We start from the raw sequence: 23,341 nt of genomic DNA, 5'->3' as shown, positions 1-23,341 counted from the left end.
GTGACAGCCGTTCTCGCGGCTGCACTGGCGGCGATCCCGCCGGCTAGCGCCGAAACACCCCCGGCCGAAACACCCCAGGCCGCCGGTGCCAAGAGCGTCACACTGATCACCGGCGACCGCGTGGGCCTCGACGGTGGCCGCATCACCTTCACGGCCGGTCCCGGCCGGACGAACGTCCGCTACATCACCCAGGGCACCGAGGACGACTGGACCCTCATCCCGCTCGACGTCGCGGGCGACGTGGCCAGAGGGGTGCTCGACCGCAACCTCTTCCGGATCCCGCAGCTCATCAAGGACGGTCTCGGTGACAAGGAGTTGCCGCTGATCGTGCAGTATCGCCAGGGCGCGGCACCGATGACAGCGCTGTCCGGCGCCCGTCCGCTGGCCTCCATCGACTCCCTGGCGACGGCGGGTGCCCGCTGGGCTCAGCTCAGCCAGGACCGCGCGGTGCAGAAAGTGTGGCTCGACGCGCCCGTCAAGGCCACACTCGACCGCAGCGTGCCGCAGGTCGGCGCACCGGAGGCATGGCAGGCCGGTTTCACCGGCGAGGGCGTGAAGGTGGCCGTCCTCGACACCGGTGTCGACGACCGTCACCCCGACCTGGCCGGGCGCGTGGACGCGGCGGCCAACTTCAGCGAGAGCGCGGACGCCGTGGACCGTCAGGGTCACGGCACCCATGTGGCCTCCACCATCGCCGGTCAGGGCGTGGCGGGCACGTCCGCGCGCAAGGGCGTCGCGCCGGGTGTCCGGCTGCTCAACGCCAAGGTGCTCGACGACGGGGGCCGAGGCTACACCTCCGACATCATCGAGGGCATGGAGTGGGCCGCCCAGCAGGGCGCCAAGATCGTCAACATGAGCCTCGGCGCTCCCGACCAGGAGGGCCTGGACCCGCTGGAGCAGGCCGTCGAGCGTCACTCCGCCGAGCGCGACATACTCTTCGTCATCGCGGCGGGCAACGAAGGCCCCCGTGCGGGCAGCCTGGGCAGTCCGGGCAGCGCCGACGCGGCACTCACCGTCGGCGCCGTGGACTCCGCCGACAAGCTCGCGAGCTTCTCCAGCCGTGGTCCCCGAGCCGGCGACCTGGCGGTCAAGCCCGACCTGACCGCGCCCGGCGTCGCCATCGCCGCGGCCGAGGCGGGCACCGGCGAGCACGTGCGGATGTCCGGAACCTCGATGGCCACCCCGCACGTCGCGGGCGCCGCGGCCATCCTCGCCCAGCAGCACCCCCGCTGGACGTCGCGGGAGCTCAAGGCCGCCCTGGTCGGCTCGACCAAGACCGGCGGCAGCGTCTGGGAGTCCGGCACCGGCCGCCTCGACGTGGCCAGGGCGGTACGCCAGAGCGTCACCGCCGACGCCGGCAACCTCGCCTTCGGCCGCCTGCGCTGGCCGTACGAGGACAAGCCCATCGAGCGCACCCTCACCTACCGCAACGTCGGCACCGCGCCCGTCACGCTGAACCTCGCCCTGGAGGCCACCGACCTCGCGGGCAAGGCCGCGCCGCAGGGTGTGTTCACGCTGAGCGCCGCGCAGGTCACCGTCCCGGCGGGCGGCAGCGCCCCGGTCACCGTGACCGCGGCGCCCGCCGCGGCCTCCACCACCGGGTACGGCGGGCGGATCACCGCCTCGGCCGAGGGAGTGACCCTGTCGACGCTGGTCGGCTTCGCCAAGGAGCCGGAGAGCTACGACCTGCACGTCAAGCTGATCGACCAGCTCGGCACCGTCCCCGACGACGCCGAGGACTTCATGCCGATGACCCTGATGCCCGAGAGCGGCGGCCCGCTCATCCAGATGGGCATCAGCCGAGGCGACAGCGAGGGCCCGATCCGCGTGCCGGCCGGCCGGTACCTGGCCTACACCGTCATGCAGACGCGGTTCCCCGACGGGCATGCGGAGCTCAGCGTCGTGCCGATCACCGGCCTCGACGTGAAGGCCGATCGCGAGGTCGTCTTCGACGCCCGGACCGCCAAGACGATGGAGGTCAAGACCGACCGGCCCGACGCCGGGACGGCGGGCGAGGAGTTCGTGCTCTTCCAGAAGCGGGCGGACGGAAAGGAATGGGCGGCGGGCTTCTCCATCGACCGTTTCTCCCTGCCGCGCAACGTCTCACCCGACCCGCTGCGCTTCCGCGTCGCCCCCACCACCGCCAAGACGCCCGGGTTCCGTTTCGAGAAGTTCACCCAGCTCGCCGCCCAGCGCCCGGACGGCACGTTCACCGACAGCCCGTATGTGTACAACCTCCTGCTGCGCGAGGACGGCGTGGTGCCGGGCGAGCTGCGGATACGGGACCGCGAGTTGGGCAGAGTCCGCGCCGACCTCGCCACCCTGCGAGCGGGAGCGACCGGAGCGCCGGGCGCGGGACCTGCTGCGGGCGGGCCCCAGGGCGACGGCTACACGGCCTGGAGCCAGGTGGTCACCGCCCTGCCGCTGACCCAGACGTGGTACTTCACTCCCGGCATCCCTTGGGAGCGTAGCTTCGAGACGATGCCGAACGGGCGGCTGCACCAGACGCTGGAGTACGCCGACGCGCGCACCTACCGTGCCGGGCGGCAGGAACGCGAGCGGTGGAACTCCGCTGTCGTGGGCACGGCCCTGGGTGAGCGCACCCTGGTGAGCAGGACCGACGCCGCGATCGAGGTCGGCCACCTGCCCCTGTGGCACGCGGCCGGGCGCGACCGCGTCACCGGCAGCAGCGAGTACGGCACCGGCACCACCACACTGCTGCGCGACGGCAAGATCGTCGCGACGGCCGACCGGTTGCCCGACTACACCGTGACCCTGCCCGTCGCGCCGGGCTCGGGGCGCTTCCAACTCCGCGTCGAGGGCACGGCCGACCCGAGTGCCACGGAGCTGTCGTCCAAGCTCACGACCGAGTGGTCCTTCACCTCGGCGGGCACGGGCGCGGTACCGCTGTTCGTCCTGCGGGCCGAACCCGAACTCGACCTGAACAACGCCACCCGTCCCGGCCTGGTGGCGCTGCCGCTCAGGCTGGAGCGGATGGAGGGTGCGACCAAGCCCGTCACCAAGGTGACGGTCGAGGTCTCCACCGACGGGAAGTCGTGGCACCGGGCCGCGGTCGTCCCGACGGGCCGTGACACCTGGCGTGCGCTGCCGCTGACCCCGTTGCGTTCCGGCGAGTCGGTCTCCCTGCGGCTCACGGCGCGCGACAGCGCGGGCACCACGGTCAGCCAGACCGTCGAGCGCGCCTTCCTGGTGCGCTGAAATCAGCGGCTGATCCGGCGCGGTTCGCCCCGGATCAGCCGCTTTCGCCCGGACGGCGGCCGCCGTCCCCTGCCGCCCTGAACCCCGGAGTTCCACGCCCGCGTCCGGGTCATGGGCACGCGTTCGCTCATCCGGGGAGGTCGGGCATGACCCGTCCCAGTTTGGCGGCCAGGTCGATCGTCGCGCGGGGGCTCGTGCACCGGGCCGCCGGGTCGAGACGGCCGGCACGGGCCTGGAACAGCTGCGGCGCGGCGGGGTGGCGGCGCATCTCCTCCGCCGGCAGCTCCCGCGCGAGACGGTCGGCCTCCGCCAGCAGGTCGGGGAAGGCGGAGCGGAGTTCCTCCGCCCAGCTCAGGACTGCCCGCAGCCAGGCGTGCGTCTCCTCGTCGGCTCCCCGGGAGAAGCGGGCGGCCTTGGCGGCCAGTTCCTGCCAGGTGAGGTCGGGCCAGGCGGCGGCCTTCAGCACGGGCAGCTGCCATTGGCGTCCCACGATCGACCAGTGGTCGGCGCGCGCGTCGACCGAGTGGAGGGTGAAGCCGGGCACGCACAGCGCGGTGAGTCTCCCGCCGTGGCAGGCGCCGGTGTCGAGTCCGTAGACCCTGCCGTCGCGGGTCATCGGCTCGCGGCCCACCACGTGGTGGCCGAAGGCGACCGGCTTGGCGTCGGTGTAGTGGTCGTGCCAGGCGCCTTCGGGAAACAGCGCGGCCAGCCGCCGCTGGCCGCTGGTCGTGCCGCACAGGAGCTCCTCCCGCTGCTCCGCGAGGGGGAGCCCGGACAGCATGGCGGCGTGGACGACGCGGACGTGCTCGTTCTCGAAGTAGTACGGCAGCGTCCGCATCCAGGCGACGGTCTCGGCGTAGTCGCCCCCGAGTTGCAGGCGGGTGATCTCCTGCGAGTAGGAGAGGATCCCGCGCACGTGCTTGCGCTCGTGGTTGCCCATGACCACGACGGAGTTCGGGCGCTCGCGGAAGAACCGGACCGCCTCGGCGGGCTGAGGGCCCCGGTCGACCAGGTCTCCGACGCTCACCAGCAGGTCCTCGGGCCGCAGTGCGACCAGGTCGAGGAGGTCGAGGAGTTCGTCGAAACACGCGTGGACGTCGCCCACGATCACAGTGCGCCGCATCCGGACGATCCTAGGTTCGCCCGGCGACGCCCGGCAAAGGGTTAAGATCGCGATATACCCGCAGGGGGTATACGGACGGAGGTGCCGCCGATCGCCCGCACCTGGCCCGCGTACGACGTGCGCGGCAAGGCGGGCACCACCCTGCGCGACGTCCTCACCCACCGGGCGGGCCAGCCTCGCTTCCCCGCCGAGGCAGCCGACCTCGACCTGCTGGACGACGCCGCGCTGCGCGACAGCCTGCAGCGGGCGGCGCCCGAATACGCCCCCGGCACGTCCCTGGCACCAGGCTCACGTGGACGCTGGGCCTCGTCCGCGACCACGGCAAGATCGCCAAGGGGGGATCGGCGGATCAGCCGCCTGGTGGTCGATCGGGCACCGGCACGGCGCCGCCTACCTGACGCGACGCCTCGCCGACCACTCCCGCGCCGCCGAGATCGCCGCCGCGCTCGGCGACGACCTCTCCGTGGTCGGCGAGGACTGACCGCGCGGCTCGGCGGCGTTCGGGCACGGCGCCCAGTGGCCCCGGTTCGATAATCCACTGGCGCGTACCGGGGCGGATCCTCTATTCCTGATCTGAGCCGATCAGGGGAGGGAATCATGCGGGTGCACTATCCGCGTACTCCGCACTTGCCGTGGTCGCCCGGCTCGACCCCGGACGACGTGCGCGCCTCGGACCTGTCCGGGCTGCACGGCCGCGAGGTGGTGGTCACCGAGAAGCTCGACGGCGAGAACACCACCCTCTACCGCGACGGGCTGCACGCGCGCTCGCTCGACTCCGGCCACCACCCCTCCAGGGCGTGGGTGAAGGGACTGCACGGGCGGATCGGCCGGCGGATTCCCGACGGCCGGCGCGTGTGCGGGGAGAACGTCTACGCCGTGCACTCCCTCGCCTACCGGGATCTGGAAAGCTGGTTCTACGGCCTGTCGGTCTGGGACGGCGACCGGTGCCTGCCCTGGGACGCCACGCTCGCCTTTCTGCGCGACCTCGGCGTCCCCGCGCCGCCGGTGCTGTGGCGGGGAGTCTTCGACGAGCGGGCGCTGCGCACACTGCGGATCGACCCGGAGCGACAGGAAGGCTACGTGGTGCGGGCCACCGGCGGCTTCACACGGGCGGAGTTCCCGCAGCGGGTGGCCAAATGGGTGCGGCCCAGACACGTGCGGACCGGCACCCACTGGATGCACGCCCCCGTCGTGCCCAACGGCCTGGGCCCGAAGGCGGCACTGTGGTCGGTGCGCTCGGGCGCCGACCCCGACGTGCCCGCGCTGCTCGACGCGGTCGGCCTCACACGCGCCGACCTGTACGACGCCGCGATGGGCGCCGCGCGTGCCGATCCGTACGGCGACGCGGCGGGACTCACGCGGGCGGACCTGTACGAGGGCGCGGCAGGTGTCACGCGGGCCGGCTCGTACGAGGACGCGGCGGGCCTTGCGCGGGCCGGCTTCCACGGGGACACGACGGGCCGCGTCCAGACCGTTCCGGGGGACGAGGCGGCCGCCGAGGTGGGCGGCTGGCTCGACGCCCTCGGCCGCCACGGCGACGCCCGGTTGGCGGGCGTGCTGGCCGCCATGCTGCACGCGCTGCCGCGCCCCTGGCTGATGGCCCACCTGGCGGGCCCGCTCGGCATGCGCCCGGCCCGGCAGGTCGCCGACCTGGTCGGGCTGCACACCGCGCCGCAACGGCCGTACCCGGACGAGGACCGCCGTGCCGGCCTCGCCCGCATGGCGTGCGCCGCCGACCTCGGGGTGTTGCACGCGGTGGCGGCGGTGCACGCCGACGCGCAGGCGCGCGAGCAGGTCGAGTGGTCGGCGCTGCACGCCGAGGACGCCGGGCTGCTCGGCCCGGCGCCGCTGGAGCCGCTGCGCGGCGACCTGCGCGACGCGCTGGCCGACCTGGACGCGGAGGCCGCCGACCGCTGCTGGGCGGAGGCGCGCGACGCCTGGGCCAGGGGGCGGATCCGCACCTCGGCGGAGGCCGTGGCGGCCACCTGGCGGTGGCGGGAGGGCCGCTTCCCCCGGCTGGTGCACCTGGTGGGGCTGCCGGGCAGCGGCAAGAGCACGTTCGCCGCCGGTCTGCGCGGGATCGACGTGTCCGTCTCGCTGGACGATCTGCGCGCGGCCCGGGGCTCCCGCGCCGACCAGCGCGCCAACCCCGAGGTCCTGGGCGAGGGCCTGGACCGGCTCGACGCCGCACTCGCGGCGGGCGGCACGGTGCTGTGGGACGCCACCTCGCTCAACCAGCACCAGCGTTCCCTGGTCCACGCCGTGGCCCGCCGCCGCGACGCGCTCACCACGCACGCGATCGTGCTGGCCGACGAGGAGGAACTGCGGCGGCGCAACGCCACCCGCGCGCATCCGGTGCCGTCGCACGTGCTGCGGGCGCAGACGCGCAGGTTCGTCCCGCCGTACCCGGGGCACGCGCACCGCACCTGGTACGTCGGCCGGTCGGGCGCGGTCGAGGACACCGACACGAGGGAGGGCTGATGCGCACCAGCGAGGAGGTCTACCATCGGGTGCGCTGGGATCCCCGCTTCGATCCGGCCCGGTTCGTGCTGGGGGTCGGTCAGCGGGGCGCCGCCCCGAAGCGGGTGCCCATGCCCGCCTTCACCCCTGGCGGCGACATCCCGTGGCACCGGGTGCTGTTCATCGAGGCCGACGGCGAGCTGGTGTGGGATCGCGGCACCGGGCTCGACCGGCTCGACGACTGCCCCGCCGGGCTGGCGCGGCGGCAGCGCCTGCTGCGCCCGCCGTTCTTCACGCCCGCCACCCCGCACCTGTGGGACGACGGGTGGCGGCCGGCCGTCGAGCACCGGGCGCCGCTCACGGCGAGCCCGCGCGTGCTGACGTGGAACACGCTGTGGGACCGTTACGACGGTGACCGGCTCGACACCGCCGCCCGCCGCCCCCTGCTGCTGAGCGCGCTGCGGGAGGCGGACGCGGACGTCATCGCGCTCCAGGAGGTCGAGCCGGCGTTGCTGGCGATGCTGCTGGCCGCGCCGTGGGTGCGCGCCGCCTACGCCGTCGGCAGCGTCTCGCCCGCGCAGGTCGAGGACACCGGGTTGCTGCTGCTGAGCCGCCTGCCCGTCCGCGAGGCGGCCCGGCACGAGCTCGGCCGCCACAAGGCGCTGGCCGCCGTCGCCGTCGAGACCGCCAACGGCCCCCTGGTCGTCGCGGTCACCCATCTGAGCAGCGACCACTCCAGAGACGGCGCCGCCAGGCGGTCGGCGCAACTGGCCCGCATCGCCGAGGGGCTGGCCGGTGTGGAGGCCGACCTGGTGCTGGCGGGCGACTTCAACGACGGCACCGACCTGCCCGCCTCGGCGCTCGGTCTGCGCGACGCCTGGACGGAGGCGCGCGGCGACGGCCCTGCCGCCACGTTCGACCCGCGCGTCAACCCGCTGGCGGCGATCTCCTCCCGCTCGGGGCTGGCGGCGCGCCTGGACCGGATCCTGCTGCGGGGCGGCCTCCGGGTGGCGTCGGCGGACCTGCACGGCACCGCGCCCACACCCGGCGGGCTGTACATCTCCGACCACTACGGCGTCGAAGCGGTGCTCGGCGCCACCGGCGACGACGTGCTCGACGTACCGCCGAGCGCGCGCACGGCGGTGGCCTGGGTGCCGCCGCGGGAGCTGTGGCCGCGCGTCCAGGACGTCCGCCGCAGGCTCGATCCGCAGGTCGATCGGTGGCCGCCGCACGTCAACCTGCTGTTCGGATTCGTGCCGGAGGCGGACTTCGAGGCGGCGGNNNTGCTGGGCGCGGCCGCCGCCGAGGTGGCGCCGTTCACCGCCCGGCTGGAGGGGGTGCGGGGCTTCCGGCAGCGCGATCACACGACGGTGTGGCTCGACCCGGCCGGCGAGCGCGGCGAGGGCGCGACGGGGGCGGCGCCGTGGGCCCGGTTGCGGCAGGCGCTCCTGCGGCGTTTCCCGCGCTGCGCCGGGCGGCCGTTCACGCCGCATCTGACGCTCGGCCGGGTCGCCACGTCTGAAGGGCGGGCCGCCGCGCCCGAAGGGCGGGTCGCCACGTTCGAAGGGGTCCGCGTCGGCGGGGCGACGGCGGAGGTCGGCGAACTGGTGCTGCTGTCCAGGCGCGGCGAGGAGCCCATGCGGCCCCGCGCGGTGATCACCCTGGGCACCGGCGAGATCCGCTGGATCGCCGAACCCGAGCCCGCCGCCGAGCCCGCGCGGGCCCGCGACGGCGACGACAACAGCGTGGAGTTCCTGCTGGGGGCGGCCCTGCGGCCGGGGGCCGTGCACGTGGCCGGGTCCCGGCGCATGGGCTGCGACCTGCCCGGCGCCGACCTGGACCTGGTGGCCGCGCTGCCCGGCGAACCCGACCTGGACGAGGTCGAGGTCCGGGTACGGGCGGCCCTGCCCGGCGCCGCCCGGGTACGGCGGGTCCTCGGCGCCCGGGTGCCCGGCCTGCGCTTCGGCGTGGCGGGACTGGAGGTGGACCTGAGCGTCGTCCCGACCGGGACGCTCGCCCCCGCCCAGGCGGTGGAGCGGCGGTCCGAGCTGGGGCCGGGCGGCGCCGTCGCCATGAGCGCGGTCAGCGACGCCGACGCCGTCATCGCGGCCGTCGGCCGTGATCACGCCCGCTTCGCCCGCCTGACCAGGCAGGTGAAGGCCTGGGCGCGGGCACGCGGCCTGGACTGCGCCCCGTTCGGCGGGCTGCCCGGCCTCGCGTGGGCGGTCATGGCCGCCTGCTGCGTGCGCCACCCCGACGACGGCGACCCGCTGGCCCGCTTCTTCGGCACCTGGGCCGCCTGGGACTTCCGCGACCCGATCGCCCTCGCACCCGCCCCGGCGGGAGCGGACCCGGTCACCGTGATGACGCCCAGCGCGCCCGCGTTCAACTGCGCCAGGCAGGTCAGCCGGTCCGGCCTCGACCTGCTCACGCACGAGCTCTACCGGGCGTGGGAGCTGGCGGACGGCGGCCGCGCGGCCGAGCTGGCCGCGCCGCCGCCGCTGCACCGCCGCCACGCGGCCTGGGCGGTGGTGACCGTCACCGCCGACGACCCGGAGGTCCTGGACGGGGTGGTCGGCCGGGTCAGGGGGCGGATGCTGGAACTGCTCGGCGCCCTGGAGGAGGCCGGAGCGACCGGCGCGCACGCATGGCCGCGCCCGTTCGAGACCGGTCCCCGGACGGTGCGGTACGCGATCGGTCTGGGCCGCGCCGACCCCGACCTGGAGCGGGCCGCCGGACCGTGGGCGCGCGGCCTGCCCGGTGTGACGGTCGAGCGCGTGGCAGGCGGTGCCGTGCCGACGCTCACGTGAGGAAGCCGCCGTCGCCGGCCGGTCAGGACGGGCGCGGCACCGCCTGCAGGTAGGTGAGCACCGCCATCACCCTGCGGTTGTGGTCGTCGGACGGCGGCAGGCCGAGCTTGGCGAAGATGTTGTTGGTGTGCTTGCCGACCGCCTTGTCGGTGACGCCGAACCGGGCCGCGATGGCCAGGTTCGACAGGCCCTCCGCCATGAGCTCCAGCACCTCCCGCTCCCGCGTGGTCAGCTCGGCCAGCGGCTCGTCGCGGGTGTGGCGGCGCAGCAGCTGGGCCACGACCTCGGGGTCCATGGCCGTGCCGCCCCCGGCCACCTGCCGTACCGACTCGACGAACCGCTCGACGTCGCCGATGCGGTCCTTCAGCAGGTAGCCGACGCCGCCCGAGCGGTCCGACAGCAGCTCTCGGGCATACAGTTGCTCCACGTACTGCGACAGGATCAGCACCGGCAGGCCGGGCACCCGGCGGCGGGCCTCCAGCGCGGCCCGCAGCCCCTCGTCGCTGAAGGACGGCGGCAGCCGCACGTCCACGACGGCCACGTCCGGCCGGTGCTCGGTCAGCGCCCGCAGCAGCATCGGGCCGTTGCCGACCGCCTCGACCACCTCGAAGCCCCCGGCCGACAGCAGCCGGATCAGGCCGTCGCGCAGGAGGGCGAGGTCTTCGGCGATGACTACGCGCAAGGCAACTCCATGGTGAGCTCGGTCGGTCCGCCGGGCGGGCTGGTCACGGTGAGGGTGCCGTCGAGGGCCGACAGCCGGTGTTCGATGCCGCGCAGGCCGGTGCCGCCCGCGCGGCCGGCGCCGCCGCGTCCGTTGTCCCACACGGCCAGCCGCAGGACGCCCTCGGCGTGGCGCAGCCGTACGCGGGCGGCGGTGGCGCCGCTGTGCTTGGCCACGTTCGTGAGCGCCTCGGCGGCGGCGAAGTACATCGCCGACTCCAGCGGCGCCTCCAGTTGTTCCGGCAGGTCCGCCTCGACGTGCACGGGCATCGGGCACAGCAGCGCCGCCGCCTCGACCGCGCCCGCCAGCCCCCGGTCGGCCAGGACCGGCGGGTGGATGCCGCGCACGAGGTCGCGCAGCTCGGCCAGCGCCTGCCCGGCGACCTCGCCCGCCTCGTCGATCAGCGCCCGCGCCTGCTCGGGATCGGGGGCGGAGCGGAGCAGGGCGAGGTTCATCCGGATCGCGATGAGTTTGGCCTGCGCGCCGTCGTGCAGGTCGCGCTCGATCCTGCGCAGTTCGGCCGCCTGTGCGTCGAGGACGGCGGCACGCGAGGCCATGAGTTCCCTGACCCGGCCGGTCAGGCTCGCGTCCGAGCGCATGAGCAGACCCGTCAGGCGGGCCTGCCCGCCCTCCAGCATCGGCAGGACGGCCAGCACCGTCCCGGCGAGCGCGACGACGGCCACGCTGATCGCGAAGGTCGCCTGCGTGCCGGGCTCGACCGCCGACACCCCGCTCCACACCTGGTCGAGCGCCAGCAGCAGCGGCGCCAGGAGCAGGATCGGGGCCGGCCAGGTGAGGCTGTGCGCCGCCAGCCAGCCGAGGTCGCGCCAGGTGGCCGGGTCGCGGACGGCCGTGCCGAGCGGGACCCTCAGCCCCGGGCCGATCCGCCACCGGTAGCGCTGGTCGAGGTCGCGCTCCAGCACGCCGCCCGCCCACCACCGCTGGGCACGGGCCAGCAGCCGGACCAGCGCGAGCACCCGGGGCACCACGAGCAGCCCGACCCCCGCCACCGGGACCAGCAGCACCCCGGCCGCCAGCATGACGAGCAGCCCCAGCGCGGCCAGCCCGGTGGCGGCGTTGAGGAGCAGCCCCCTGAGCGCCTCCGCCACCTGCCTGATGCCTGTCATCCCAGCAGTCTGCCGCATGCCCCCGGGTGCGGGCGGTGGGCCTGGCCCCACCATCGGGGTGGTCGAACGCCACCTGCGGGGTGGGAGCACACCCATGGAGGCGGGCCGCCCCGGGCGGCAGGCTGGCCGCATGATCGAAGTATCCGGCCTGACCATGCGTTACGGCGAGACCGTCGCCGTGGACGATCTGTCCTTCACCGTGCGGCCCGGCAGGGTGACCGGCTTCCTCGGCCCGAACGGCGCGGGCAAGTCCACCACCATGCGCGCCGTCCTGCGGCTGGAGGAGGCCGTCGCGGGGCAGGCGCTGGTGTGCGGGCGGCCCTACCCGTCGCTGCGCAGGCCCATGCGGGTGATGGGCACGCTGCTGGATGCCGGGGCGGTGCACGGCGGCCGGACGGCGCGGGCGCACGTCGGCTGCCTGGCGCGCAGCAACGGCATCGCGGAATCCCGGGCGGCCGCCGTCCTGGCCCAGGTGGGGCTGGAGGAGGCGGCGGGCAAGCGGATCTCCGGCTTCTCGCTGGGCATGAAGCAGCGGCTCGGCATCGCGACCGCGCTGCTCGGCGACCCCGAGGTGCTGATGTTCGACGAGCCGCTCAACGGGCTCGACCCCGAGGGCATCCGCTGGCTGCGCGGCCTGCTCCGCTCGCTGGCCGACGAGGGCCGGACCGTCCTGGTCTCCAGCCACCTCATGAACGAGATGGCGCAGACCGCCGACCACGTCGTCGTCATCGGGCGCGGCCGGCTGATCGCCGACGTGCCGACGCGGGAGCTGGCCGCCCGCTTCGAGCGCGACGTCCTGGTCCGCACGGATCAGCCGCAGCGGCTGGCCGAGGCGCTGCGCGCCGTCGGCGCCGCAGTGACCACCGCAGTGACCACCGCAGTGACCACCACGGGCACCACCGCAGGCACCGTCGCCGCCGACGACGGCCTGTCGGTGCGCGGCCTGACCTCGGCCGGGATCGGGGCGCTGGCGCTGCGCGCCGGGGTGGCGCTGAGTGAGCTGACGCCGCGCGGCGCCTCCCTTGAGGAGGCGTTCATGGAGCTCACCCAGGACAGCGTCGAGTACGCCGGACGCGGGGAAGCGGAGGTCTCCCGATGATCGACGTGATCGCCTCCGAGTGGTACAAGCTCCGCTCGCTGCGCTCCAACATCGCGCTGCTGGCCGCCTCCGTCGCGGCCGTCTTCGCCTGCGGCCTGGTGGCGTACCTGATGGGCGCCGGGTTCGACCGGCAGTCGGCCGACGAACGGCTCGCCTTCGCCGGCAACGGCAACGGGCTGGCCACCGGGCTGCCGATCGCCTACCTCGTGATGGCGGCGCTGGGGGCGCTCGCGATCACCTCGGAGTACAGCACCGGGATGATCCGTACGAGCCTGGCGGCGGTGCCCAGGCGGCAGGTGTTCCTGTTGGCCAAGATCCCGGGTCTGGCGACGGTGTCCCTGGTCGCCGGGCAGGTTCTGGCCTTCGCCATGCACCTCGTCAGCCAGCTGGTGCTCGGCGAGCGGGCCGATCAGGTGCTGATGAGCGGGCAGACGCTCGGCACCCCGCTGTCGGAGCCGGGTGTGCTTGCCGCGACGGTCGTCGCCGGGCTGTCCATGGTGGCGGTGGCGCTGATCGGGCTGGGGCTCGGCGCGGCGATCCGCTCGACTCCCGGGACGCTGCTGGCGCTGGTCCTGCTGCTGTTCGTGCTGCCGGTCGGGACGCGGGTGCTGCCGTCGCCGCTGCGCGACCAGGCCGGATCGATCATGATCGAGAACCTGCCGTCGCAGATCGCGGGGGTCGGCGGCGGGCTGCTCACCCCGCTCGCGGCCGGTGCGCTGCTGGTCGCCTACGTCGTGGCGGCGCTGAGCGCCGGCGCGGTGGTGACCGCGCTCAGGAGCGGCCGGCGGCGGGTGCTGGCCGTGGGGACGGCCGTGACGCTGGTGAGCGGCGCGGTGGTCGCCGCCGCCGCGCCCGGCACCGCCGGCTCCTCCTTGTCGTGGGGGGCGTGCACGCTCAAGCCCGCTCCGCAGGACCTGCGCTGCTCGTCCGTCGAGGTGCCGCTGGACTGGCGGAACCCGGGCGGCCGGAAGATCACCCTCAAGCTCGCGAAGCTGGCCGCCACGGGCGCCGAGCGGCGCATGGGCACCGTGTTCCTCCTTCCCGGCGGGCCCGGCGGGTCCGGCGTCGACGACCTCGCCCACAAGGCGGGCTCGTTCGCGCAGCTCCGCCACCGCTTCGACGTGGTGAGCCTCGCGCCGAGGAACGTGGTCGAGCCGGGCGGCGTGCTGCCCCACGACTGCCTCGGCTCGGGACCGTGGCTCACCCTTCCCGGCACGCGGGCCGAGTTCGCCGCGCTGGCCGAGGCCAACCGCGCCCACGCCCAGCGCTGCCGCGACGCCGATCCCGCGTTCTTCGACACGATGGACTCGGCGTCGGTCGCCAAGGACGTCGAGGCCGTCCGGGTGGCGCTGGGCGAGGATCGGATGAACCTGCTCGGCAACTCCTACGGCGGGGTCGCCGCGGTCGGCTACGCCCGGCAGTTCCCCGGCCGGGTCCGCACGATCGTGCTGGACGGCAGCGTCAACCACGTCGACGCCGACAGCGTCACCGACGCGGAACACTTCAGGGTCAAGGAGCAGTCGATGCGGCGCTTCGCCGCCTGGTGCGAGGGCGCCACCGCCTGCGCGCTGCGCGGACAGGACGTGCCCGCGCTCTGGCGCCGGCTCCTGCGCGAGGCCGACCGCTCGCCCGTCCCGGTCAAGGGTGCGGCGCCCTCGCTGTCCTACAGCGGGTTCGACCTGCTGGTGGCGGCGCTGCCGAGTTTCGGCCAGCCGGGCGACGCGCCGGAGCGTCCGCGCTGGGTCCAGCTCGCCGACGCGATCAAGCGGGCGGCCGAGGGCGATGCCCGGGGCTTCGCCGACTACGTCTACCAGGCGACCAAGAGCATGAAGGTCCCCTCGTGGGTCGGCGTCAACATGACCCACTGTCTGGACGGCCTGGGCTATGCGACCTACGAGGACTATCGGGAGGGGCTGCGCAGAGGCAGGAAGCTGTCGCCTCACTTCGGGGCGATGCGCGCCTGGCACGACCTGGCCTGCCCGGGGTGGCCGGTGCCGGTCGCCAATCCGCGTGCGCCGCTTCCCGCCGACCGGCTGCCGCCGTTGATGGCCGTCGGGAGCTGGACCGACTACGAGGCGACCGCGGCCATCACCCGGAAGGTGCCCGGCTCCGGCGGCGTCGCCTACGACGGGCACGGCCACGGCCTCTACCTGGCGGGCAAGATGTGCCCGATCGCGCACGTCAACCGGTACTTCCTCACCGGCGAGCCGCCGCCACCGGGAACCGTCTGCAAGCCCTCCTCCTGAGCGGGGCCACCCGCGCGAGCCGGTCACGGGTTCGGCCGCGATCGGTCATCTCCGGCGCAAGGATCGCCCGGCAATCATGGCCGAGTCCGGACGGTCGGCCCCCGGCGGCGTTCACCGCGTGGGCGTGTCCGGGCGCCTACGCTCGATGACGATCACCGAGCCGCGATCCCACCAAGGAAACCTATTGACCAAGTAGGAATTCCGGGTAATGGTGGAGGCGCGCCGAGTCGAGGAGAGCCGATGAGCATCACAGACGCACTCGTGGCCAACGCCGAGCGCTACGCCGCCACCTTCGCCAAAGGCCATCTCGGCCTGCCCCCGGTCAAGGAACTGGCCGTCGTCGCCTGCATGGACGCCCGCCTCAACGTCTTCGCCATCCTGGGCCTGCAGGAGGGCGACGCGCACGTCATCCGCAACGCCGGCGGCGTCATCACCGCCGACGAACGCCGCAGCCTGGCCATCAGCCAGCGCCTGCTCCACACCCGCGAGATCATCCTCATCCACCACACGGACTGCGGGATGCTCACCTTCACCGACGACCCCTTCAAGCAGAGCATCTACGAGGAGACCGGCATCCGCCCGGACTGGGCCCCCGAGGCCTTCTCCGACCTGGACCAGGACGTCATCCAGTCGATCGAGCGGATCCGGGCCGACCCGTCGATCCCCCACAAGGACTCCATCAGGGGTTTCGTCTACGAAGTCGAGACCGGCTACCTCAGGGAGGTGAAAGCCTGAGCGACCCCCGGACGTCCATCCGACCCGGCGGCGGACATCGCCCTCACCGAAGACCGCCGCCGGACCGGCCGAGAACGGGCGGCGTCTACGACAGGAGCCGGGCCCGGCGAGCGGGCTCGGCCGGCACCGGCCCCGCGAAGCGGTGGTCCCACCCCGGCCCGCGTCCCGGCCGGGGCGCGCGGTCGTAGCCGTAGGACCAGCTCGTGGGACGCCGCCCCCACACCCAGCCGGCGACCTCGACGGCGGCCGACGCCTTGGGCGCCAGCGAGCCGAGCGCGCACCCGCCCCCACAGCGCACCCGCCGGCCTCCGGCCGTCTGGACGGCGGCGCGCGCGGCGGGGCCGGTGCCGACGTTGGTCAGTGTGAGCCGCACCCGGTCCAGTCCGGCCGGGGCCGCCGACGCGGTCAGGGCGGCGGCCGGGCCGTGGTCGGCGGTGAAGGTGAAGGAGTCCGACAGCGTCAGGCTGCGGCTCCACGGCGCGGAACCGCTCTCGGGGCGGGCGGTGATCGTGACGGTGACCTCCGCCCGGTAGGTGCCGGGCCCCGGGTACGGCGCGACGAAACCCGCCCGGCCCCTGCTGATCACGTGCTCGCCGAACGACACGGAGGCCGTCCCGCCCGGCTCGACCGCGCACGGGTCGAAGTGCTGGCTGAGCAGGAACTTCACCCAGCAGCGGGGCTGCACGACACTCGCGGTGACCTTCGTGCCCTCGGCGGTCAGGCACAGGCGGGCCGACCAGGCCTGGTGGCCTTCGGGGTCCTTGCCGAGCTGGTTGTCGCCGCAGTGGCGCTCGCCCGCCGGAGCGGGGGCCTGCGCGGCGGCGACGGGGGTGAACCAGGGGGCGAGGAGCATGGCCAGGACGGCGGCGACCCGGGCGACGGAACGTGATCGTCTCATGCCTGCGAACGATAGAGACCGGCACGCCGCCACCCACCTGGAGTGACCAATTGATTACCGAACGTCTTGGAAGTCCTGGCAGGACAGCGGCGTCGTGGCCGACCGGCAGGAGATCTCCGGCGGCGAGCGGGCACCGGGGGTGTGAGCCGAACCGCCCCGTCTCGACGACCTCCCGCGACGCCACCCGGGGCGGGCGAGGGCAGCAGCGACCAGAGCGGGCTGTCGAGCGGGTGCGGGTCCACCGGCACTGCGCGCTACCGGCGGGGCAGCGACACCGTGAGATAGACGGCCCGGTGGTCGGACAGCTTCGCCTCCTTGTCCACGCCGCAGCTGCGCACGGCGCCGCGCGGCGCGAACAGGTAGTCGAGCTTCTTGCGCCTGAGGCCGTCCGGGCCCGTGCCGGTGTGCGTCCACCGGCCGGTACGGCGGCCGGAGTCCTGGTCGCACTCCTGGTAGAGCCGGTAGGCGGGGGCGACGGCGCGGCGTCCGGCGGCGGCGCCGTACCCGCTGTCGGGCGGGGAGACGTTGAGGTCTCCGCCGAACACGCTCAGGTGGCCCGGCTTGGCGACGACGCCGAGCAGCCCCTTGATCTGCCGGGTCCGGTACGGCGCCCCCGCCTGCCGGTCGTCGTAGGAGTGACCGACCGACAGGTGGGTGCCGCAGGCGTGCACCCGCTTGGCGGGCAGGGTCGCGCACAACGCGAACCGGCGGACGAACCACGGCGGCGACTCGAGCGCGTGCGTCTGGAACGTCGCGGCCGGGTCGGCGACCGCGACGGTGACGCCCTGCGCGCCGCGCGGGCGTCCGGCCTGGTCGGGATGGCAGGCGTACGGTGTGCCGTCGGCGGCGGTGAGCGCGACCGACCGGACACTCCAGGCGCGCCCGCTGCGCCGTTCGAGCCAGGCTTCGAGCGCCGGCCCGGCCGAGGTGCAGGACTCCTGAAGGAAGACCACCTCGGCCCCGGCCGCGAGCGCGGGCCCGCCGACGCTCTCGGCCAGGTGCTCGGCGGTGCCGCCGTACAGCGGGCAGACGGAGTTGGTCCCCGCGCAGACGTTCCAGGTCATCACGGTCAGCGTCGGCGCGGGGGCGGTGAGGCCCGTCAGGGCGAGCAGCGCCGCCGATGCCGCATGTGTGATCATGTCCGTCCATCCAACCAGATCGGGCGAACGGTCAGGGCGTCATCCCGGCGGCCTCCCGCGCCGCGCGCTCCACCCGCTCGCGGTAGTCCTGCCACCAGGAGTCGTCGCCCGGCGCCAGGTTGCTCCTGCCCGCCCGCAGCCCGGCGCTGCCGTCGATCAGCTCGCGGACGACGTCGGCGTGGCCGGCGTGGCGGTTGTTCTCGGCGATGACGTGCACCAGGATCGCGTGCAAGGTGGTCTGCTGCCTGCCTTCCTCCCACCACGCCACCCGGCCGACCGCATCCAGCGGCAGCGCCTCGATCGTGGCGTCGGCGTGCGCCCGCGCCCGCTCGTAGAGGGCCAGGACGGCGGCGCGGGACTCGCCCGCTTCCGCCCACATGTCGGCGTTGGGCTCGGCGTCGTCCTCCCACCAGGGCAGCGGCTCGGCGGCGGGACGGCCGAAGGTCTGGCCGAAGTAGCCGTACTCGACCATCGCCAGATGCTTGATCAGGCCGAGCAGGTTGGTGCCGGTCGGGGTGAGCGGGCGGCGCACGTCGTATTCGGACAGTCCGTCGAGCTTCCACACGAGGGCGTCGCGGACGGACTGGAGTGAGCGGTGCAGGACGACCTTGGGATCGGTGTCGGTCATGGCGGCCATTGTGCCGACCGGCGCGGGCGCACTCACCCGGCGGTGCCCGCTCCGGCGCCCCGCCGGCCTGCGGGCGCCGGGGCGAGCGCCGCCGGGTCGAGGTAGGCGAGCGCCCTGGTGAGCGCCTGAGTGGTCTTGACCAGGTCCTCTTCGCCGACGGCGGCTTCGAGCCGGTGGTGCAGGTCGGCGAGTACGGCGTGGACCTCCGGTTCCAGCTTCCTGCCCGCATCGGTGAGCGTGATGAGCTGGCGGCGGCCGTCGTCGGGGTCGGCCGACCGTACCAGCAGCCCGGCACGTTCGAGATCGCCGATCAGCAGGGTACCGGTCGGGCGGGTGAGCGCCAGCGAGCTGACGAAGTCGAGCTGGCGCATGCGCCCGCCGGGGGTCCGCCAGAGCCGGACCAGCGCGGCGGCCTGGGCGTAGGTGAGGCCGAGTGGCCGCAGCGCGGCGGTGAGGCGATCCTGGACAAGCCGGGAGGTCAGGGTCAGCAGCCCGGTGAGGTGGTTCTCCGAGCCGAGGAAGGTCCCTGACACATCCTGTCCTTTCAGTTGTTTGTCCACCTAACACGATGATAATGGTCGGATTCCGCTCTCGCAGCCCGTCCGGCCCGCCTTGAACCGGCGCCCCGCCCCGGGCGGCCGTTCAGTAGGTGCAGGAAGTTGACCTGGACCCCGGTGTGCGCGGCCGGCGCCGCGGCCTCGGCGACGGCCACCTGCTCGGTCGGCGGCGGGCGGGCCTGGCTGTAGGCGCGCAGGTTCTGCGGGCCGCCGCCGCGCCGGTCCCGGTCGACGAACACGCGCATCAGCTCCGGCTGCTCGCAGTGCAGCGACAGCCGCAGCCCGGGGTGCTCGCGCCGGGTGCGCGCGAGCCGCTCCATGATCAGGTACAGGTGGCCCAGGTCGTACTCGTCGCCCATCGTGTACGCCCGGGCGCCGCGGCTGTCGGCCGCCAGGTCGAAGCCCTTGTAGAACATGTAGTACTTGAACGAGGTCACCCCGCGCCCGGTGACCAGTCCGGGGATCTCCTCGACCTGCTCGACCGTCATCGGCGCCAGGTGGAAGCCGTAGTCGGTGTGGGCGCGCCCGGCGACCGGCCTGCACCCTTTCCCGTCCTCCGGCACGCGACGGCGCCGGGCCGTGCGCCCTGCCGGGGACCGTCACCTCGCGAACGCGATGGCGCGCGGCCCCTGCGCGCGTGATGTGGCCGGCCCGGCGCTCACGGGGCGTCCGCGGCGAGCCGGCGTTGCCTGTCGCGGTAGCGGCGGGCCTTCACGATGCTGCCGCAGCCGCGCATGCTGCACCAGCGGGCGGTGCGGTTGCGCGACTCGTCGTAGAACAGCCACCGGCACTCGGGGTTGTCGCACGCCTTCAGCCGCGTCCACGTCTGCGTGAGCACGGCCTCGTGCACGGCGGCCGCGAGCGCCGCGACGACGCCCGCGGCGCCGTCCTCGCGCGGCCGGGCCGAGGCGATCATCGAGCCTTGCCGCACGTCGAGGCGGACCGAGGCGGCGTGCGGCGCGGTGAGTGCGTTGAACGCCTCGACGGCCGCGCGCGGCGGCGGCTCGCCCAAGGTGTTGGCCGAGGCCATCTCGCGCAGGGCCGCGCGCAGCTCGCGCAGCGCCGACAACTCGCGTGCGGTCATCGCCCGGCCCTCGACCGGCGGGCCCTCGGCGGCCAGCCACGCGGTGGCGGCTTCCACGTCGGCCAGGGCGTCCCGGCCGTTGTAGACGTCGTGGGTGTCGACGAACCTGCGCACCAGCTCCAGTGTGCCGGGCGCCGCGTTGCCGGGGTCGATGTCCACGCCGAAGCCTCCTCACGTACACGTCCGTCACCATCGTATTCCACTTGACGGTGACGGCCAAACCCTCCTAGCGTCACCACCGTAACTCTTTTGAAGGTGATGAATGACGGGGTGCCGCGAGCACCGGCCGTACACACCCGTGGGGGAAATCCTCGATGACCCACAACACAGACGTGATCGGCGACCCGTCCGAGGCGTCACCCGCCCGGCGCGCACTCGGACTGGCGGTCATCTGCGCCGCCCAGTTCCTGGTCGCCCTGGACCTGTCGATCGCCAACATCGCCATGCCCCACATCGCCGCCGAACTGGGCTTCGAGCCCGGCTCGGCGGGCCTGGTACTGTCCGCCTTCGCGCCGGCCTTCGCTTCGACGCTCCTGCCGGGCGGCCGGATCGCCGACCTGTACGGACGCAAACGGGTCTTCGTCACCGGCCTGCTGGTCCTGGGCGCTGCCTCGGTCGTGGCGGGCGCCGCGTGGAGCCCTGCCGTCCTGCTCGTCGGGCGCGTCCTGCAAGGACTCGCGGCGGCCTTCATCGCCCCCTCGGCCCTGGGACTGCTGACCGCGACCGTCCCCGAAGGGCCACGACGCGAGCGGGCCCTGGCACTGAGCGCCGCCATGGCGTTGTCGGCCGTCCCGATCGCCCTGGCACTGCGCACGAGACTTCGGCGCTGACCTGCGGGTTTCGCAGGTCACGACAGAACGCAAGAACCACCCGCATGACGGATTTCACGACAGCACCCCTCACACCCGACACATGGCAGGACTTCGAGCAGGTCATGGGCCCGAACGGAGGCGCGCGCGGCTGCTGGTGCATGCACTGGCGGCTCTCGTTCGGCGAATGCGCGGCCGGCGCGGGAGACGGCAACCGCGACGCGCTGCATGAACGCGCGACACGGCGGCCGCCGCCCGGGCTGGTGTGCTACCTGGGCGGCGAGCCCGTGGGCTGGGTCGGGATCGGCGAACGCGCGGAGTACCCGCGGCTGCGGCGCTCCCCGGTCACCAAGGCCCTCGACACCGCGCCGGTCTGGGTGATCACCTGCTTGTTCGTCCGGCGCGGCCACCGCAACCGGGGACTGCAGACGAAGATGATCACCGCCGCGTGCGACTTCGCCGCCGACAACGGCCGGCACACCGTCGAAGGCTTCCCCGTCGACCCCGCGCCGGGACGGATCGCGGGCGCCGACAACGCCATGACCGGCATCGCCTCGGCGTTCCGGGAAGCCGGGTTCACCGAGGTCGCGCGCCGCAAGCACGACCGCCCGGCGATGCGCCGTACCGTCGCCCGGACGGCCTCCGGCCGGTGAAGTCCGGGGCCGCCCGTCCCCCTACTTCAAGGTGTACTCACACCGGTTCTTCCCGCCGTCGTTGGTCGCCACCTCCTCACCGTCCACGAGGATCCGGCACTCGGCGGGCTTCAGCCTGCCCGCGGCATCCGGCACCGACCCGGGGATCACCGACACCGGGAAGCCGACCTTCAACTCGGCCTCGGTCAACTCCAGGGTCACCGTGCGCTTCCACGGCAGCTTGGCGTTCGGCTCGCTGCCGTTGGTGTCGGCGAAGTAGGCGATCGGCTGAGCGGTCCTGCCCTTGCCGTTCACCTCCAAGGTGACCTCACGCTTGTGCTTGCCGCCCGACGGCGCGGACGGCGCGGGCGCCTGGCTCGCCGCCCCCGCCCCGGCCGAGGCGGCAGGGGCGGGGGCGGCACTCTCACCGGCTCCTCCGCAACCGGCGACGGCCAGCACCACGGCCGCGAGCAATCCGACAGTTCGTCCGTTCCACAGGGATTCGACCATGGCGGACAACATACCGGCAGGTGGGACGGGCACCGTCCCGGGCCGGACAGCGGCGGGTCAGAGCAGGCAGGCGGCGATCGTCAAGGCCGTGTAGCGCTCACCGCTGTTCCACACGGTCGTGGTCGTGGCGTCCGAGCACCGGTAGGTGCCACCGCCCGCGGTCCACCGCCAGGCGTTGCGCCCGGCGCACGTGGTGACCCGGCTGGAGGTGTAGTTCTCGTCGCCGTACCCGCGCGAGCCCTCGAAGTGGAACTTGGCGCCGTCGCACGGGAAACTGCCCATGCGCCAGCCGCCGAAACAGACCGCCGGCCCGCCCGCCCACCAGGTGTTGGCGCTCTCGGCGTACCCGCTGGGATAGCCGTCGGAGCAGTTGGCGGCCGTCCACTCGGTGCTGGGCCCGGCGTGGGCGGCCCTGCGCGACAGCACCCAGTCGAACGGGACGAGCGCCGCACCCGCCAGAGCGACGATCACGCCCTTCACGACGGTACGGCGCCGCGCGGGCCCCCGCCCGATCGCCGCGCGCACCGTGCTCGGCACCGCGTCGCGCGGCGCCTCCTGCGCGGAGGGGATCCGGTCAAGACGCATACTGCCTCCTGAGACAAGGGGTGAGCGGCTGGGGGTCGGGACGGCCTCAAACCGTCCACGTGGCCCGGATCCCGGCGACCACGGCGTCCACGCGCCGGTGCCCGCCGGCGTCACGGGCCAGCGCCAGCGTCGCGGGGTTCCTCGGGAAGGTCATCTCCACGATCGCGGTGGAGGTGGCGACGATGTAGCGCCACTCGTACGGCGTGCCGCTCAGCGCGTCCGCCTGCTCGGGGTCGAGAGCCAGTTTCTCCTTCCACACCTCCGCCTCACCCTGACCGGCGCCCTGCCAGGACGGCACCTGCTCGCGGGCGGTGCGGGCGTCCTTGACCGTGAGCATCACCTCCTCACCGGCCGCGTACACGAAGGTGCCGAACTGCTGCAGGCCGCGTAACGCGCTCGCCGCCCCCAGCGTGGCACCCTCCGGCGCGTCGGCGAAGACCACCGACGACAGCACACGGTTGAGATAGCCCCGGCGCGGCAGCGGCCCGCCGAACCACGTGGTGGCCTCGTTGTACGGCCCGGCCCACACCAGGCAACTGTCCGAACGATCGGCCGCCTCGTAGACGACCAGGTCGAAGCCCTGCCGCCGGAACGTCTCCGCCCGCCCACCGGGGAAGATCTTCTTCGGGATGACGCGATGCTGGCCGGCCTGCGCGAAATCGAAGGCACGCAGGAACGACGGCCCGCCCAGCCGCGTGTAGGCGTGCCAGGTCAGCGGGGCGATACCGGGCGGGAGGGTGAGCGCCACACGACCCCCGTCAGGCGCGGAGCGGACGGTCTGGGAAAGAGTAGCCGCCATGTGTTCCCTTTTCTCGGAATCCGTCGGGACCTACCAACAATGACCACGACGGGGCCCCCAGTCCAGCTTTCCCCGACCCCTTTCTCCGCGATTTCCCGCCAATTCCCACGGCCGGATTCCTGTTCTTTCCGCCCCGCTTTTGGAACGGTATTATGAACGC

The 23,341-nt window shown here is 74.0% G+C and carries 21 protein-coding genes and 1 pseudogene; 10 read left to right on the top strand and 12 right to left on the bottom strand.

Going from position 1 to position 23,341, the window contains the following annotated elements:
- Window positions 1-3,219: a S8 family peptidase gene (locus ABD120_RS22545; protein ID WP_343951958.1), complete on the top strand. Its 3,219-nt coding sequence runs from the start codon at window positions 1-3 to the stop codon at window positions 3,217-3,219.
- A 127-nt stretch (window positions 3,220-3,346) separates the two neighbouring features.
- Here ABD120_RS22545 and ABD120_RS22540 read toward each other — a convergent pair whose 3' ends face one another.
- Window positions 3,347-4,342 carry a metallophosphoesterase gene (locus ABD120_RS22540; protein ID WP_343951957.1) on the bottom strand — a complete coding sequence of 332 codons (996 nt, stop codon included), beginning with the start codon at window positions 4,340-4,342 and terminating at the stop codon, window positions 3,347-3,349.
- A gap of 81 nt (window positions 4,343-4,423) precedes the next feature.
- Here ABD120_RS22540 and ABD120_RS22535 point away from each other — a divergent pair.
- The 4 genes and pseudogenes from ABD120_RS22535 to ABD120_RS22520 all read left to right on the top strand — a co-directional run.
- Window positions 4,424-4,558, top strand: a pseudogene (locus ABD120_RS22535) (serine hydrolase); the annotation flags it as partial.
- Window positions 4,559-4,634: 76 nt separating this feature from the next.
- Window positions 4,635-4,823: a hypothetical protein gene (locus ABD120_RS22530; protein WP_343952195.1), complete on the top strand. Its 189-nt coding sequence runs from the start codon at window positions 4,635-4,637 to the stop codon at window positions 4,821-4,823.
- Window positions 4,824-4,939: 116 nt separating this feature from the next.
- Window positions 4,940-6,823 (top strand): RNA ligase family protein, encoded by a 1,884-nt coding sequence (locus ABD120_RS22525; protein WP_343951956.1) that lies wholly within the window; start codon window positions 4,940-4,942, stop codon window positions 6,821-6,823.
- Window positions 6,823-9,612 carry an RNA repair domain-containing protein gene (locus ABD120_RS22520; protein WP_343951955.1) on the top strand — a complete coding sequence of 930 codons (2,790 nt, stop codon included), beginning with the start codon at window positions 6,823-6,825 and terminating at the stop codon, window positions 9,610-9,612. Before ABD120_RS22525 ends, ABD120_RS22520 begins: the two co-directional genes overlap by 1 nt.
- A gap of 22 nt (window positions 9,613-9,634) precedes the next feature.
- Here the strand turns inward: ABD120_RS22520 and ABD120_RS22515 are convergent, their stop codons facing one another.
- Together ABD120_RS22515 and ABD120_RS22510 are read right to left on the bottom strand one after the other, a co-directional pair.
- Entirely contained in the window at window positions 9,635-10,294 is a 660-nt protein-coding gene (locus ABD120_RS22515) for a response regulator transcription factor (RefSeq protein WP_343951954.1), read from the bottom strand.
- A complete protein-coding gene (locus ABD120_RS22510) occupies window positions 10,285-11,460 on the bottom strand; it encodes a sensor histidine kinase (protein WP_343951953.1) in 1,176 nt (391 codons plus the stop codon). Before ABD120_RS22510 ends, ABD120_RS22515 begins: the two co-directional genes overlap by 10 nt.
- 130 nt (window positions 11,461-11,590) lie before the next feature.
- On the opposite strand from ABD120_RS22510, the gene ABD120_RS22505 reads away from it, so the two are divergent.
- From ABD120_RS22505 to ABD120_RS22495, 3 genes are all read left to right on the top strand, one after another.
- On the top strand, window positions 11,591-12,559 hold the full coding sequence (locus tag ABD120_RS22505; protein ID WP_343951952.1) for an ABC transporter ATP-binding protein: 969 nt from the start codon (window positions 11,591-11,593) through the stop codon (window positions 12,557-12,559).
- On the top strand, window positions 12,556-14,805 hold the full coding sequence (locus ABD120_RS22500; protein WP_343951951.1) for an alpha/beta fold hydrolase: 2,250 nt from the start codon (window positions 12,556-12,558) through the stop codon (window positions 14,803-14,805). Before ABD120_RS22505 ends, ABD120_RS22500 begins: the two co-directional genes overlap by 4 nt.
- Window positions 14,806-15,045: 240 nt before the next feature.
- A complete protein-coding gene (locus tag ABD120_RS22495) occupies window positions 15,046-15,540 on the top strand; it encodes a beta-class carbonic anhydrase (protein ID WP_343951950.1) in 495 nt (164 codons plus the stop codon).
- A gap of 85 nt (window positions 15,541-15,625) precedes the next feature.
- On the opposite strand, the gene ABD120_RS22490 is transcribed toward ABD120_RS22495, so the two are convergent.
- The 6 genes from ABD120_RS22490 to ABD120_RS22465 all read right to left on the bottom strand — a co-directional run bounded on the left by ABD120_RS22490 (window position 15,626) and on the right by ABD120_RS22465 (window position 20,005).
- Window positions 15,626-16,438 carry a hypothetical protein gene (locus ABD120_RS22490; RefSeq protein WP_343951949.1) on the bottom strand — a complete coding sequence of 271 codons (813 nt, stop codon included), beginning with the start codon at window positions 16,436-16,438 and terminating at the stop codon, window positions 15,626-15,628.
- A 254-nt stretch (window positions 16,439-16,692) separates the two neighbouring features.
- A complete protein-coding gene (locus ABD120_RS22485; protein ID WP_343951948.1) occupies window positions 16,693-17,577 on the bottom strand; it encodes an endonuclease/exonuclease/phosphatase family protein in 885 nt (294 codons plus the stop codon).
- Window positions 17,578-17,608: 31 nt separating this feature from the next.
- Window positions 17,609-18,205 carry a DinB family protein gene (locus tag ABD120_RS22480; protein ID WP_343951947.1) on the bottom strand — a complete coding sequence of 199 codons (597 nt, stop codon included), beginning with the start codon at window positions 18,203-18,205 and terminating at the stop codon, window positions 17,609-17,611.
- 32 nt (window positions 18,206-18,237) lie between these two features.
- Window positions 18,238-18,738 (bottom strand): MarR family winged helix-turn-helix transcriptional regulator, encoded by a 501-nt coding sequence (locus tag ABD120_RS22475; protein WP_343951946.1) that lies wholly within the window; start codon window positions 18,736-18,738, stop codon window positions 18,238-18,240.
- Window positions 18,739-18,749: 11 nt separating this feature from the next.
- Window positions 18,750-19,325 (bottom strand): amidohydrolase family protein, encoded by a 576-nt coding sequence (locus ABD120_RS22470; protein WP_343951945.1) that lies wholly within the window; start codon window positions 19,323-19,325, stop codon window positions 18,750-18,752.
- A gap of 95 nt (window positions 19,326-19,420) precedes the next feature.
- Entirely contained in the window at window positions 19,421-20,005 is a 585-nt protein-coding gene (locus ABD120_RS22465) for a CGNR zinc finger domain-containing protein (protein WP_343951944.1), read from the bottom strand.
- A gap of 155 nt (window positions 20,006-20,160) precedes the next feature.
- On the opposite strand from ABD120_RS22465, the gene ABD120_RS22460 reads away from it, so the two are divergent.
- Window positions 20,161-20,676 carry an MFS transporter gene (locus tag ABD120_RS22460; RefSeq protein WP_343951943.1) on the top strand — a complete coding sequence of 172 codons (516 nt, stop codon included), beginning with the start codon at window positions 20,161-20,163 and terminating at the stop codon, window positions 20,674-20,676.
- Between the two features lie 44 nt (window positions 20,677-20,720).
- Window positions 20,721-21,308, top strand: coding sequence for a GNAT family N-acetyltransferase (locus ABD120_RS22455; protein ID WP_343951942.1), 588 nt, complete (start codon window positions 20,721-20,723; stop codon window positions 21,306-21,308).
- A gap of 21 nt (window positions 21,309-21,329) precedes the next feature.
- On the opposite strand, the gene ABD120_RS22450 is transcribed toward ABD120_RS22455, so the two are convergent.
- From ABD120_RS22450 to ABD120_RS22440, 3 genes are read right to left on the bottom strand one after another with little or no spacing between them, the layout of a single operon-like run.
- On the bottom strand, window positions 21,330-21,797 hold the full coding sequence (locus ABD120_RS22450) for an MmpS family transport accessory protein (RefSeq protein WP_343951941.1): 468 nt from the start codon (window positions 21,795-21,797) through the stop codon (window positions 21,330-21,332).
- 57 nt (window positions 21,798-21,854) lie between these two features.
- Window positions 21,855-22,382, bottom strand: a complete 528-nt coding sequence (locus ABD120_RS22445) for a hypothetical protein (protein ID WP_343951940.1) — start codon at window positions 22,380-22,382, stop codon at window positions 21,855-21,857.
- A 46-nt stretch (window positions 22,383-22,428) separates the two neighbouring features.
- Complete coding sequence (locus tag ABD120_RS22440; protein WP_343951939.1) at window positions 22,429-23,130, bottom strand: hypothetical protein; 702 nt, start codon at window positions 23,128-23,130, stop codon at window positions 22,429-22,431.
- Window positions 23,131-23,341 lie beyond the last annotated feature (211 nt).

Source organism: Nonomuraea longicatena, assembly GCF_039525605.1.
Lineage (GTDB): Bacteria > Actinomycetota > Actinomycetes > Streptosporangiales > Streptosporangiaceae > Nonomuraea > Nonomuraea longicatena.
This window is presented reverse-complemented; position numbering and strand designations above follow the sequence as displayed.

What these genes read in the sequence shown, in the direction of transcription:
- ABD120_RS22485 (WP_343951948.1), bottom strand. Translation starts at nt 17,577, where the DNA reads ATGATCACACATGCGGCATCGGCGGCGCTGCTCGCCCTGACGGGCCTC.
- ABD120_RS22450 (WP_343951941.1), bottom strand. Translation starts at nt 21,797, where the DNA reads ATGGTCGAATCCCTGTGGAACGGACGAACTGTCGGATTGCTCGCGGCC.
- ABD120_RS22525 (WP_343951956.1), top strand. Translation starts at nt 4,940, where the DNA reads ATGCGGGTGCACTATCCGCGTACTCCGCACTTGCCGTGGTCGCCCGGC.
- ABD120_RS22505 (WP_343951952.1), top strand. Translation starts at nt 11,591, where the DNA reads ATGATCGAAGTATCCGGCCTGACCATGCGTTACGGCGAGACCGTCGCC.
- ABD120_RS22490 (WP_343951949.1), bottom strand. Translation starts at nt 16,438, where the DNA reads ATGAGACGATCACGTTCCGTCGCCCGGGTCGCCGCCGTCCTGGCCATG.
- ABD120_RS22510 (WP_343951953.1), bottom strand. Translation starts at nt 11,460, where the DNA reads ATGACAGGCATCAGGCAGGTGGCGGAGGCGCTCAGGGGGCTGCTCCTC.
- ABD120_RS22480 (WP_343951947.1), bottom strand. Translation starts at nt 18,205, where the DNA reads ATGACCGACACCGATCCCAAGGTCGTCCTGCACCGCTCACTCCAGTCC.
- ABD120_RS22455 (WP_343951942.1), top strand. Translation starts at nt 20,721, where the DNA reads ATGACGGATTTCACGACAGCACCCCTCACACCCGACACATGGCAGGAC.
- ABD120_RS22445 (WP_343951940.1), bottom strand. Translation starts at nt 22,382, where the DNA reads ATGCGTCTTGACCGGATCCCCTCCGCGCAGGAGGCGCCGCGCGACGCG.
- ABD120_RS22500 (WP_343951951.1), top strand. Translation starts at nt 12,556, where the DNA reads ATGATCGACGTGATCGCCTCCGAGTGGTACAAGCTCCGCTCGCTGCGC.
- ABD120_RS22495 (WP_343951950.1), top strand. Translation starts at nt 15,046, where the DNA reads ATGAGCATCACAGACGCACTCGTGGCCAACGCCGAGCGCTACGCCGCC.
- ABD120_RS22460 (WP_343951943.1), top strand. Translation starts at nt 20,161, where the DNA reads ATGACCCACAACACAGACGTGATCGGCGACCCGTCCGAGGCGTCACCC.
- ABD120_RS22540 (WP_343951957.1), bottom strand. Translation starts at nt 4,342, where the DNA reads ATGCGGCGCACTGTGATCGTGGGCGACGTCCACGCGTGTTTCGACGAA.